Source organism: Paenibacillus sp. SZ31 (genome assembly GCF_012912005.1).
In the GTDB taxonomy this organism is placed as follows: Bacteria; Bacillota; Bacilli; order Paenibacillales; family Paenibacillaceae; genus Paenibacillus.
This window is the reverse complement of the sequence record NZ_JABBEA010000002.1, coordinates 527,884-539,692: the sequence shown is the minus strand read 5'-3', so window position 1 is coordinate 539,692 and position 11,809 is coordinate 527,884. Positions and strand designations below refer to the sequence as shown.

Below are 11,809 nucleotides of genomic sequence, written 5' to 3'. Positions count from 1 at the left end.
CCTGATTATTATAATGTTGACAATGTCCACTAAAAAGGAGGGTTTGACATCGACTCTCAGTACATAAATCCAGATATACTGGCTGACATGCGACGTTTTAACCGTTTTTATACCAACATACTCGGTGTACTCGACAAGCATATTCTCGGAACAGGGTATTCATTTGCGGAAGTACGGGTCATTATTGAAATTGGAATTCGGGGAGAGAGCATTGCGAACAATTTGGTGGATACACTGACCATTGATCGCAGTTATATGAGCCGAATCGTGAACAAGCTTTCCAAGGAAGGACTGTTGGTGAAAGTGAATTCTGCTGCCGACAGCCGGGTCAGTCTGATTCGTCTGACAGCCAAGGGCGAGGAACTGTATGCCCAATTGAATGATCGATCTGATCAACAGATCCTGAAGCTCATGCAAGAACTGAATGAAGAAGAGATTCAAGAGGTATACACCTCCATGATGAACATACAAGAGAAGTTGAACAAGAAGGCAGGAGAGACAACACGATGATACGATTTGAATGTGATTATAATGAAGGTGCGCATGAACGCATTTTACAAAGACTGATGGAAACCAACATGGAACAGACGAGCGGGTATGGCACGGATGGACACTGCGAACGTGCGAGAATGCTTATTCGTCAGGCCTGTGACAACGAGCAGGCTGATGTTCATTTCCTGGTTGGTGGTACACAGACGAATACAACGGTGATTGCCTCCATTTTGCGTCCATATCAAGGTGTGATTGCAGCTACATCGGGACACATTGCGGTTCATGAGACGGGAGCTATTGAAGCTACGGGACATAAGGTGCTCACGGTTCCAAGTGAGGACGGAAAGATCACGCCAGAGCAGGTTAGAGCAGTCTACGATGCGCACATGAATAAGTCGTCACCGGAACACTGTGTGCAGCCAGGCATGGTCTACATATCTCAGCCAACGGAGAACGGAACGATGTACAGCAGGGCGGAACTGCAAGCATTGCATACAGTGAGCAGAGCATGTGGTCTTCCATTTTTCGTGGATGGAGCACGCCTTGGATATGCACTTGCTTCACGCGATTGCGATATGACACTTGCTGATCTTGCGCGCTTGTGCGATGTATTTTACATCGGGGGAACTAAGATTGGGGCATTGATGGGAGAAGCGGTCGTTATCCTGAATGATGCACTCAAACCAGATTTTCGGTATATGATCAAACAAAAAGGTGGTCTGCTTGCCAAAGGCAGATTGCTAGGTATTCAATTCGAAACCTTGTTCGAAGACGGTCTGTATCTCGATATTTCCCGTCATGCCGTGGATATGGCCTTGAGAATTCATGATTCACTCGAACAGCAGGGAGTACGTTTCCTGTACGACTCACCAACCAACCAACAGTTTCCGATTCTGCCTGATCGATTGCTTGAGAAATTACGCAGCGGTTATACGTTCTCCTTCTGGGAAAAGGTTGACGATACACACAGTGCGGTGCGCTTCTGTACCAGCTGGGCAACTCGGCAAGAGAATGTGGATGCACTGACTCGTGACATCGCTCAACTATTGCACGAAGAGATCCAGGTGCCGCAACGGGTCGAAGTATTGGTTTAAATTTTATTTTTTAAAAAGGACAACCCATCGTGGTTGTCCTTTTTCGTATGCCTATCGTCGGATAAAAGGTACTGACTGGTTCACTCACTCAAGACGATATCGTATTTCTCCTTTAACCGTCGGATATCAGCTCTTGGAGGTGCGCCGAACATGCGTGCATATTCGCGGCTAAATTGAGAGGCACTCTCGTACCCAACTCGGAACGCTACATCTGCTGCATCTGCAGATTCAGCCATCAGGAGCCGCCGGGCTTCCTGTAGTCTTAATTGTTTCTGGAATTGTAATGGGCTCATGGCTGTGATCTCTTTGAAGTGACGATGGAATGAAGAGACGCTCATGCTGGCAGTCTCAGCCAGATCTTCAATGCGAAATGGCTGTTCCCAATGGTGAACGATGTACTCAATCGATTCTCTGATCCGATATGTGCTGCTGCCTTCCACTGCAATCTGCGCCAATTCTCCTCCATAAGGTCCCTGAAGAAGGCGGAACAGAATTTCTTTAACGTATAACGGAGCCAGGAACGGAATTTCTCCCGGCGTATCCAGCAATCGAACAAGCCGGAGTACAGCATCCTGAATGGACGATTCCATCTGACCTACGAACATGGCTCGTCTGGCGTTTTCGTTGAAAGTTACCTTGATATTGCATTCGTTCAGTACTTCGAGAATTTGGTTCGGTGTGAATTCGAGCTTGAGACTTAAGTAGGGTGCATCAGCCGATGCCTTAATAATTTGCCCGATGACCGGGAGATTCATAGAAGCAATCAAGTAATTGGAAGGTCCATATTCATAACGCTCCTGCGCGAGCAATACTTCTTTCAACCCTTGAACAATCACACAAAATGAAGGTTTATATACTCTGTATGCCGGTTCGCTAATCTTTGAATGGTGATAGACAAACAGGGAAGGAATCGCCGTTTCCATTGCACCATTATGATTGGAATGACGTTCAATCAGATCACTCAATTCCTGTTTTGGTTGAAATAATTCTTCGGTCATACGTATTCCTCCTCACGGATTTAACCTAGCTATATTATAAAGCTTACCGTACAGAACCAAAAGGGGGCCTGAGAGGATCAGGCAATCAATTAAGACGATTGATATACCGCTTGCAGCCGATGACTCGGCATACTAAGAGTATGTTAACAGAGCCAAGCAATTAAAGTTTATTCGAAAAGTTGGGTGAACAAAGTGATGAAATGGTTATCAATCCATGTCAGGCGAATTTTGATTGACAGGCTCGAATCACAGATCAAGTTGGAAGAGAATTCCATACATCGAGATATATACTTCACATGCTGGTTAGAGCTAGTTTCGGAAGAGGTGGAGACAACATCCTTTTACAAAACAAATTCAAGGAGAGTGTGAAATATGGAATATGTGAAATTAGGACGTACAGGTCTGGATGTCTCCAGATTATGTCTGGGTTGCATGAGTTACGGTGTACCTGAACGCGGAATGGCACCATGGTCCCTGAATGAAGAACAGAGTCGCCCGTTCATCCAGAAGGCGTTGGATGCTGGTATTAATTTCTTCGATACGGCCAATATCTATTCGGATGGAACCAGTGAGGAAACTGTTGGACGTGCGTTGAAAGACTTTGCCCGTCGGGATGAGATTGTTCTGGCGACCAAATTGTTTTTCCGGATGAATGAAGGACCCAACGGGGCGGGGTTGTCCAGAAAAGCCATTATGAACGAAATCGACAACAGTCTCATGCGTTTGGGTACAGATTATGTAGACCTGTATCAGATCCATCGATGGGATAACACAACTCCTATTGAGGAAACGATGGAAGCTCTTCATGATGTGGTTAAAGCCGGAAAGGTCAGATACATTGGTGCTTCTTCGATGTATGCTTGGCAATTCATGAAAGCTCAATATACAGCGGAACGCCATGGCTGGACGAAATTCGTCTCGATGCAGAATCATTATAACCTGTTGTATCGTGAAGAAGAGCGTGAGATGCTGCCCTTATGTCTGGAAGAAGGAGTCGGTGTTATTCCGTGGAGCCCTCTTGCCAAAGGACGTCTTACCCGGAATTGGAATGAACAGACTGCGCGTTCAGGAATCGATCCGGTCGGGAAGGCATTTTATGAGAGTGCGATGGCGGATGCGGATCGTCAAGTGGTGGAGAGAGTCATGAAAGTAGCTGAGCAACGGGATATTCCTCGTGCACAGGTCGCTCTGGCCTGGTTATTGCACCAAGAGGCAGTAACAGCACCCATTATCGGTGCGACCAAGATTCATCATCTGGAGGATGCGATCTCAGCCCTTTCCGTGAAGCTGACTACGGAAGAGATCCGTTTCCTCGAAGAAGCATATGTACCCCATCCGGTAACAGGAAATCTCAGTTAATCGAAGTGCTTTATCTGAAAAGTCGCCATGTGGCGGCTTTTTTTGAATGATGAGAGAAGAGAATTGACAGTTTCTTTATATTAGAGTTATTATAGATACATTAGATCCTTAATTGAGAAGGAGATTATTTTCTATGAATAACGGACATTCATCCGATCAAGCGAACGAACCGTGGAGTGGTCATTCCATCCCGTTTACAACGTTACAGGAAACACCTATCTTATCCTTGCTCCAGCCGTCCCATGGGGAACGAATCCTTGATGTAGGTTGCGGAAATGGGGAGATGACAGCCAAAATTGCAGCCGCAGGAGCACTGCCAACAGGTATAGATTTTTCAGAGGAGACGATTAGGCAAGCTAAACTGAAATACCCGGATATGAATATTCAAGTCGAAAATGCTTGTCATTATCGGACAGAAGAACCGTTCGATGCCGTATTCTCTCATGCCGTTCTGCATTGGATACAAGATGCTCCAGCTGTAGTCCAATCGATACAGTTAGCGCTCAAGAAGGGCGGAAGGTTCGTGGCCGAGTTCGCCGGAAGTGGCAATACAGCTATATTGATTGCGGCGGTACGAGAAGAACTGGATACCCGTGGGTACGAATGGGAAGGACGGAACCCGTGGTATCACCCGACCATTGGCGAATATGCGAGTCTGTTGGAGCAGAACGGATTTCGCATTAGTCTGGCTCAGCATGTGGACCAATTTACTCCGTTCAAGCCAGGTGTCAGAAAGTGGTTGAATAGCTTTGCTGAGTATTTATTCAAAGACATCGCGCTTGCAGAACAGGAAGTTATTATGGATACTATTGAGAGGAAGGTACAGCCACAACTGATGCGGGATGCACAATGGTATCTGGACAGAAGCCGACTGCGAGTTGTAGCTATTAAGGAATAGGGGAATATGGGATGAAAATGGATAAACCCAAGATTCAGGAGCAGTTGCTCGAACAAGAAACCATTACATTTCTCGAATCCAAAGTCGAGTACAAACACAAATTGATTGAGAATATTACACTGGATCACCAGGAAGCGAGCAAGGTTTCATTTGAAAATGTTGTATTTAGACATGTGACGATCTCGGAGTCAACCTTGGAACAATTTGAATTCACCGATGTTCGCTTTGAACACTGCGACTTCTCCAATGTCAATCTCTCAAGTGCCTTCATGCACCGGATCGAATGGCATAACTGTAAGTTTGTCGGAACTGATTTTTCCAATAGTCGATTGCAAAATGTCAATTTCCTTCATGGTTTAGGAGACTACAGCAACTTCCGTTTTGCCCACTTGAAACAGGTCTCCTTCTCGGAATGTACCTTGATTGGTGCGGATTTTGCCTATCTGGCACTGCAAAAAATGGAGTTCATTCAATGTAACATCGACCAAGCTTCCATGACGGGGACCAAAATGAAGGATTTGGATCTTAGCGATTGCCAATTTGACTCCTTGGTGCTGACCATGGAAGATCTCAACGGTTGTGTGATCTCACCACATCAAGCCGCTACATTTGTAGGATTAATGGGCATCATTATTAAATAAATGGCATGAACATATTCATGGAGTTGCCAAGATAGTAGAAGTGTGTATAATTGGAGACACATTAGAATAAAAACAGGTTTTCTAGGGTTCCGCGGCGGTTCTGTCGGTCTGGTCCGAGAGAAAACCCGCAACCTGTTGGTTGTGCCACGGAGGGATAAAAGCCTGGGAGATGAACTGCTTGATGCAGTTTGTTTCCCGGGCTTTTTTTGTTTTTTCGCTAATGAACCCTTACGGGGTGTTAAAAAAATGTAGTAGAGAAGGAGTGTTACAGGAATGAATAAGACTTGGATGTCGGTTGTGATTGCTGCTGTGTTTGAAGTGGGTTGGGTCATTGGATTGAAACATGCCAGTGGTCTGCTGGAATGGGGGCTTACGCTGGTTGCGATTATCATTAGTTTCTCCTTGATGATTGCAGCTTCGCGGACACTGCCCGTGGGAACTGTGTATGCAGTTTTCGTTGGCCTGGGTACCGCAGGTACGGTGCTTGCAGAGATTCTTTTGTTTAATGCACCTGTGCAAACCGGAAAAATGATTCTCATTGGTGTACTTTTACTCGGCGTAATTGGTCTTAAAATGCTAAGTAAAGAGAAGAATAAGGAGGTGCAGCTATAATGAACTGGGTATTTCTTATCTTGGCAGGCGTATTTGAGATGATCGGAGTGCTGATGATAAACAAGTTGCACAAAGACCGTAATCTCATTTCACTGGTTCTATTGGTAGCCGGGTTTGTTTTAAGCTTTATATTTCTATCTCTGGCGATGAAAACTCTTCCGATGGGAACAGCATATGCCGTGTGGACGGGAATAGGAGCTTCCGGCGGTGCCATACTTGGCATGGTGTTTTACGGGGAACCTCGAAATGCCCTAAGAATTGTGTTTATCGCTATGGTGCTCGGATCAGCAGTAGGTCTTAAATTGGTCAGTTGAAAAAATGAAAATAAAAAGATAATTTACAGATTGCGTTTTTAATGTTATCCTTATACGTTACGTGTGAAATAAAAGATACGTCTTATTGATAGATGTGCGTAAATGAAGGAGACAACATGACATTTAACGACTTAAATATTATCCCCTCTATTATGGAAGGGTTAAGCAAAGCAAACTATACTAATCCTACGCCTATACAGGAACAGGCAATTCCAGCTGTATTAGCGGGCAGAGACCTGCTGGGATGTGCACAGACAGGAACAGGCAAGACGGCAGCATTTTCGGTGCCAATCATTCAATTATTGAGCGAAAGATCCAAAGGACAAGGATCGAAGTCCGCACGACATATTCGCTCATTGATTTTGACACCAACAAGAGAGCTGGCTATTCAAATCGCGGACAACATCAAGGTATATAGTCGGTATACGGACATCCGTTGTACGGCTATCGTTGGTGGTGTTTCGCAAAAAGTGCAAGAGCGTGCGCTGAATCAAGGTGCAGATATTATTATCGCAACGCCTGGTAGATTGAACGATCTGATTAACCAGAAACGTATTGATCTGAAGATGGTTGAGATTCTCGTTCTGGATGAAGCAGACCGGATGTTGGACATGGGCTTCATTCATGATGTGAAAAGAATCATTGCCAAAATGCCGAACAAGAAGCAAACGCTGTTCTTCTCAGCTACGATGCCTCCTGAAATCACCAAAATGGTTAAAACCTTGCTGGTTGATCCAATCAAAGTAGAAATTACACCGGTATCTTCGACAGTAGACCGCATTGAGCAGTCTATATATTTGCTGGAGAATGGCAAGAAGCAGCAGATGTTGAACCAAATCTTGGAGGATAAATCCATCGTCACGGCATTGGTGTTCACACGCACGAAGCGCGGCGCTGACCGGGTTACACGTGATTTGGCCAAAGTGAATGTTACGGCACAGGCTATTCATGGCAATAAGTCTCAGAACGAGCGACAACGGGCACTGAACAACTTCAAGAGCGGGGCCACACGAGTACTGGTAGCTACTGATATTGCGGCAAGAGGAATTGATGTGGAAGAACTGTCGCATGTCATTAACTTTAACCTGCCTAACATTCCGGAAACGTATGTTCACCGTATTGGACGTACAGGTCGAGCAGGGAAAAGCGGGATGGCCATCTCATTCTGTGAGAAGGACGAACTTCCATTCCTGAAGGATATCGAGAAAGTGATTAAAAAGACGATTCCTGAAGTGAAAGGTCATCCGTATCCGATGACAGGTGTACCTGTGTTTGAAAAAACGAACAAAGCACCAGGCGGTAAACCTGCCTTTAACAAATCATCTGCAGGCAAACCGGCCAAGTCCAAGGCGAACCCGGCACGCAAGCCTAAATCCGAGTGGTTTGCCAAGAGTGGCAAAACCAATAATAGTCGTTCAAACGACGGCAGACCTAGTAGCAGTAGATCAAACAGCAGTAGCAGTAAATCCAACAATGGCTCATTTAATCGCAGCAGCAAAACAAGAAACGATAGAGCCAACTAAGTTTTCGTAAATGCAAGATAAAACCTTCTCCATTCATATGGAGGAGGTTTTATTATGTGCAGCGAGCATATTTACATACGAACTTACATTCGGTATCATTATAACGTCCACTGGTGAAAGGGAGGAACTGACTTGAAGGATAGGATGATTGAATACAGTTTGAAGAAGAAAGGTGCGATCAAGGATTATCCATTTGGGCCTAATCCAGTCGCGATGAAGGTTGCGGGTAAGATGTTCGCGCTTATTTTTGAAAACGAAGAGAACTGTCGCTTGAACTTAAAATGTGATCCCATTATTGCAGAGAACCTGAGAGAGCAGCATGAAGCGGTTCAACCGGGATATCATATGAACAAAAAACACTGGAATACCATTACGCTGGATGGTTCATTGTCAGATGAGGATGTCTACGTCATGATTGATCACTCTTATGAACTGGTTGTCAAATCCCTTCCGAAAAGCGTTCGGGAATCTCTGGCCGAATAGTGAAGCATTTCATGTAACTCACATTAATCGTCACTTAACAGGTCGCTGACCTGGAGTTTCTCATATGTCTCGGCTGATGTCTGTCTATTCGTCGCATAGTTGATTTTATAAATGCAGGAGTAGATGACGTTTAACACATATTCAAAAGCAATCTGGGAAGAAAATGATCCGATCTTGGCAAGCTTCACTTCATCATTGGGAACGCGGATACAGATCGTGCTGAGCTTCGCCAGTTCGCTGTGACTAGTTGCTGTGATGGTGATAAAAGGAATGTGTTCGCGCTTAAAATGATGGGCCGCTGTAATATAACTTTGGGATTTTCCATGATAGGTGAGGAAAATAGCACAGTCTCTTGTCGTCAGATTGACGGTATGGTGCGCCCATTCAGACAGCTCGGTGGCAATGACTACATATTTATTGATTTTGAACAGTTTATTTTGAAAACTTTTCGCCCGGATCTGTGAATCGCCCATGGCGTAGATGAATATCCGTTCAGCCCGATCCAATAATTGCGCTGTGTGTGACAGCAAGTCATCGTCCATATAGGCCACATTCTTCTCGATGGTTTCCTTCATTAATTCGGCAATTTCTTTTGCCACCTGAAGCGAAGACTCACCCAGACTGAACGGATAATTAGGGTCCACATTGGATATGTTCTGGGCGGAGTCCTGTTCAAATTCCCGGGCAAGTCTGATGATGAATTCTTTGAAGCCAGTGAGTTCAAGTTTGTGAATGAGTCGGTTAATTGCCGAATGCGAGGTATAGGTGACTTTCGCGAGTTCTTGCACATTTAAGTGAAGAATACGGTCCTTATGCGTCAATATGTAGGAAGCAATGCTTTTTTCATTCGGTGTAAAGTTATGCATGTCGGTTAATTGAGTTAGTATTTTCAATAGGTTCACCCCAAGTAAGTTGAATAACGTCGATTATGGGCGTTCATTAAACATTTTGTTTATAGACAGACCGTTAGGCATCCTAAAAATGGTCGATTGTACCGTTATGGCGGCAAAGCCTATATTCAGGGTTGTCTTCTTTTATAATAAATGAAAAAGACCCTTGGGGGAATGAATATGTTAACCATCGGATACATTGGTAATGGCAAAAGTGCGAATCGTTACCATCTTCCTTTTTCATTGAATCGAGATTATCTGAACGTAAAGACCATCTATGCTCGTAGCCCGGAAAAAACGGAATGGCCGAGAATACCGGACGTAATCTACACCGATGACGTTTCCGCGGTGATGAATGATGAGGAGATTCAATTGGTTGTGATCTGTACACACACAGTGTCCCATTATTCATACGCGAAAATGGCACTCGATCACGGAAAACATGTGCTTGTGGAGAAACCGTTCATGTTAACCCAGGCGGAAGCCATATCCATCTTCCAATACGCCAAAGATAAAAATCTGGTGATCCAATGTTATCAGAACAGACGTTATGATTCGGACTTCCTTACAACAAAGAAAGTGATTGAATCAGGGAAGCTGGGGGATCTGCTGGAAGTAGAGATGCACTACGATTACTACCGTCCGGAAATCCCGAACAACATCTCTCATTTTTCCAAATATCACAGTTATCTATACGGACATGGGGTGCATACCATCGATCAGGTGTTGTCCTATTTCGGCAAACCGGATACGATCCATTCCGATGTGCGTCAACTGCTTGGTGAGGGAAGAATGAACGATTACTTTGATCTGGACTTCTATTATTCCTCACTCAAAGTGTCCGTCAAATCAAGCTTTTTCCGCTTGAAGCCCCGTCCAAGCTTTGTGGTATATGGTAAGAAGGGCGTGTTTGTGAAACAAACGGAGGATCGGCAGGAGGAACATCTGAAATTGTTTTATCTGCCCAAGGGACATGCTGATTTTGGCGTGGATCTCCCGCAGCACTATGGCGTCTTGACCTATCTGGATGATGAAGGAATCTATCATGAGGAAAAAGTGGTTTCGGAGACTGGGGATTATGCCCGAGTGTATGATGATATCTATCAAGCCATTGTACATGGCAAGGATAAGGTCATCAAAGATGAAGAAACGATTACCGCGATGGGGATTCTGGAACAAGGTATAGCCGCGTGCAAATAAACAAATAAGCATTGAGCTTACGATTATAGATCCGTTTCGAAGAAAAGGTAAGTAAAGATGAATGACAAAGAGCCACCTTCTGGTGGCTTTTGTCATTCAATTTATAGAACCAACGGTGATCCGATAGAATGCTTCTGGATTCGTGAGGGATTAAGTTAAATCCACAACCACTTTAACCGTTCCTTTGGCCTGAATGGCTGTATTAAAGGCATCCTGGATATCATCCAGTTTGTATACCTGTGTTACAAGGGTAGATAATTCAGGATGGAAGTGGGTCAGATGTTCCACAACTTTACTAAAATCCTCGTGCGTGTATCCGCTGGAACCTTTCACTTGCACTTCTTTGGACATCACCTGTTGCAGGCTGATAGGCACCTCGGTTTTGTACACGGCAATAATGGAGATTCTGGCCTGCGGTTTGACGATCTTCATGATCTTCTCGAACAACACCGGAGCACCAGCCGCATCGATATATACATCGACATTCGGCACCTCAACGCCGTATACATTAACGGTGCCGTAGTGTGCAGCCAGTCCCTCTTCGAGTGTAGTAGTGGAGGTATTCACGGTCAGAGCACCGAGTCCTGCAGCTTTGGCGAGACGCCATTCATCGATATCGACAACACATACCTGTTTCATGCCCTCAGCAATCAGACTTGCAGCAGCCAGCAGGCCAATCGGACCCGCGCCCATGACGACAATTCGATCTTCAGGTTTCGGATCTGCACTGAATGCACCATGTCGTCCTACGCTCATAGGCTCAATCAATGAGGCTACTTCTGCCGGAACACTTGGATCTATTTCATATAAGTTATAATCAAGCTTGGCTTCTTCCACCAGTACATACTGGGAGAATCCGGAGCATTCCAGCGATTTGCGCCGTCCGACTTTTTTGGCAGTAATGGGATTAATGCCTACACGCATTCCGATGTGGATCTTCGAAGCAACCTCAGATCCCATCTCAACAACTTCACCAACCATCTCATGTCCAAATTCAGAGCCCAGGCTGATGCCCATATCCCCTTGACCCACTTTAACAATATTAATATCAGTTCCGCAGATTCCACCGCGTAGGTTTCGTACCAGAACATCGGTTGGACCAACAACCGGCATTGGTTTTTCTTCCACACGAATATCATTTTTACCATAATAAATAGCTGCTTTCATCATGACTCACTCCTTATGACTGATTATCATTCACTGCTTGAGCGACTGAGTACGTTTATCATGATGCAGCGATGTTTCCGTGTTGTTTGAATATTGTTTATGAGATATTAATTTAAGAGATGATAGATAGACGGTTCA

13 protein-coding genes and 1 riboswitch are annotated in these 11,809 nt (G+C 44.8%); of the genes, 10 read left to right on the top strand and 3 right to left on the bottom strand.

Annotation, left to right across the window (positions count from 1 at the left end; all coding sequences use genetic code 11):
* The first annotated feature begins 87 nt into the window (after window positions 1-87).
* Window positions 88-510 carry a MarR family winged helix-turn-helix transcriptional regulator gene (locus tag HF638_RS07065; RefSeq protein WP_124114576.1) on the top strand — a complete coding sequence of 141 codons (423 nt, stop codon included), beginning with the start codon at window positions 88-90 and terminating at the stop codon, window positions 508-510.
* Entirely contained in the window at window positions 507-1,586 is a 1,080-nt protein-coding gene (locus HF638_RS07060; protein ID WP_169479553.1) for a threonine aldolase family protein, read from the top strand. Before HF638_RS07065 ends, HF638_RS07060 begins: the two co-directional genes overlap by 4 nt.
* 80 nt (window positions 1,587-1,666) lie before the next feature.
* Here the strand turns inward: HF638_RS07060 and HF638_RS07055 are convergent, their stop codons facing one another.
* Window positions 1,667-2,584 carry an AraC family transcriptional regulator gene (locus HF638_RS07055; RefSeq protein WP_169479552.1) on the bottom strand — a complete coding sequence of 306 codons (918 nt, stop codon included), beginning with the start codon at window positions 2,582-2,584 and terminating at the stop codon, window positions 1,667-1,669.
* A 372-nt stretch (window positions 2,585-2,956) separates the two neighbouring features.
* On the opposite strand from HF638_RS07055, the gene HF638_RS07050 reads away from it, so the two are divergent.
* The 7 genes from HF638_RS07050 to HF638_RS07020 all read left to right on the top strand — a co-directional run bounded on the left by HF638_RS07050 (window position 2,957) and on the right by HF638_RS07020 (window position 8,414).
* Complete coding sequence (locus HF638_RS07050; protein WP_169479551.1) at window positions 2,957-3,943, top strand: aldo/keto reductase; 987 nt, start codon at window positions 2,957-2,959, stop codon at window positions 3,941-3,943.
* 133 nt (window positions 3,944-4,076) lie between these two features.
* Window positions 4,077-4,841, top strand: a complete 765-nt coding sequence (locus tag HF638_RS07045) for a class I SAM-dependent methyltransferase (protein WP_169479550.1) — start codon at window positions 4,077-4,079, stop codon at window positions 4,839-4,841.
* Window positions 4,842-4,852: 11 nt separating this feature from the next.
* The gene (locus tag HF638_RS07040; RefSeq protein ID WP_169479549.1) at window positions 4,853-5,482 is read left to right on the top strand and encodes a pentapeptide repeat-containing protein; all 630 of its coding nucleotides are present in this window, start codon (window positions 4,853-4,855) and stop codon (window positions 5,480-5,482) included.
* A 70-nt stretch (window positions 5,483-5,552) separates the two neighbouring features.
* Window positions 5,553-5,653: riboswitch (guanidine-I (ykkC/yxkD leader) on the top strand.
* Window positions 5,654-5,755: 102 nt separating this feature from the next.
* The gene (locus tag HF638_RS07035) at window positions 5,756-6,094 is read left to right on the top strand and encodes a DMT family transporter (RefSeq protein WP_169479548.1); all 339 of its coding nucleotides are present in this window, start codon (window positions 5,756-5,758) and stop codon (window positions 6,092-6,094) included.
* Window positions 6,094-6,408, top strand: coding sequence for a DMT family transporter (locus tag HF638_RS07030; RefSeq protein ID WP_169479547.1), 315 nt, complete (start codon window positions 6,094-6,096; stop codon window positions 6,406-6,408). Before HF638_RS07035 ends, HF638_RS07030 begins: the two co-directional genes overlap by 1 nt.
* 116 nt (window positions 6,409-6,524) lie before the next feature.
* Window positions 6,525-7,931, top strand: coding sequence for a DEAD/DEAH box helicase (locus HF638_RS07025; protein WP_169479546.1), 1,407 nt, complete (start codon window positions 6,525-6,527; stop codon window positions 7,929-7,931).
* Between the two features lie 132 nt (window positions 7,932-8,063).
* Entirely contained in the window at window positions 8,064-8,414 is a 351-nt protein-coding gene (locus HF638_RS07020) for an MmcQ/YjbR family DNA-binding protein (protein ID WP_169479545.1), read from the top strand.
* 23 nt (window positions 8,415-8,437) lie between these two features.
* Here the strand turns inward: HF638_RS07020 and HF638_RS07015 are convergent, their stop codons facing one another.
* Window positions 8,438-9,307 carry a MurR/RpiR family transcriptional regulator gene (locus HF638_RS07015; RefSeq protein WP_169479544.1) on the bottom strand — a complete coding sequence of 290 codons (870 nt, stop codon included), beginning with the start codon at window positions 9,305-9,307 and terminating at the stop codon, window positions 8,438-8,440.
* 177 nt (window positions 9,308-9,484) lie between these two features.
* On the opposite strand from HF638_RS07015, the gene HF638_RS07010 reads away from it, so the two are divergent.
* Window positions 9,485-10,504, top strand: a complete 1,020-nt coding sequence (locus HF638_RS07010; RefSeq protein WP_169479543.1) for a Gfo/Idh/MocA family oxidoreductase — start codon at window positions 9,485-9,487, stop codon at window positions 10,502-10,504.
* Window positions 10,505-10,654: 150 nt separating this feature from the next.
* Here HF638_RS07010 and HF638_RS07005 read toward each other — a convergent pair whose 3' ends face one another.
* Window positions 10,655-11,674, bottom strand: a complete 1,020-nt coding sequence (locus HF638_RS07005) for a zinc-dependent alcohol dehydrogenase (protein ID WP_248278055.1) — start codon at window positions 11,672-11,674, stop codon at window positions 10,655-10,657.
* Between the last annotated feature and the right edge of the window lie 135 nt (window positions 11,675-11,809).

Excerpts from the sequence above, each read along its gene's own strand:
- HF638_RS07065 (WP_124114576.1), top strand. The coding sequence starts at position 88 with ATGCGACGTTTTAACCGTTTTTATACCAACATACTCGGTGTACTCGAC.
- HF638_RS07060 (WP_169479553.1), top strand. The coding sequence starts at position 507 with ATGATACGATTTGAATGTGATTATAATGAAGGTGCGCATGAACGCATT.
- HF638_RS07055 (WP_169479552.1), bottom strand. The coding sequence starts at position 2,584 with ATGACCGAAGAATTATTTCAACCAAAACAGGAATTGAGTGATCTGATT.
- HF638_RS07050 (WP_169479551.1), top strand. The coding sequence starts at position 2,957 with ATGGAATATGTGAAATTAGGACGTACAGGTCTGGATGTCTCCAGATTA.
- HF638_RS07045 (WP_169479550.1), top strand. The coding sequence starts at position 4,077 with ATGAATAACGGACATTCATCCGATCAAGCGAACGAACCGTGGAGTGGT.
- HF638_RS07040 (WP_169479549.1), top strand. The coding sequence starts at position 4,853 with ATGAAAATGGATAAACCCAAGATTCAGGAGCAGTTGCTCGAACAAGAA.
- HF638_RS07035 (WP_169479548.1), top strand. The coding sequence starts at position 5,756 with ATGAATAAGACTTGGATGTCGGTTGTGATTGCTGCTGTGTTTGAAGTG.
- HF638_RS07030 (WP_169479547.1), top strand. The coding sequence starts at position 6,094 with ATGAACTGGGTATTTCTTATCTTGGCAGGCGTATTTGAGATGATCGGA.
- HF638_RS07025 (WP_169479546.1), top strand. The coding sequence starts at position 6,525 with ATGACATTTAACGACTTAAATATTATCCCCTCTATTATGGAAGGGTTA.
- HF638_RS07010 (WP_169479543.1), top strand. The coding sequence starts at position 9,485 with ATGTTAACCATCGGATACATTGGTAATGGCAAAAGTGCGAATCGTTAC.
- HF638_RS07005 (WP_248278055.1), bottom strand. The coding sequence starts at position 11,674 with ATGATGAAAGCAGCTATTTATTATGGTAAAAATGATATTCGTGTGGAA.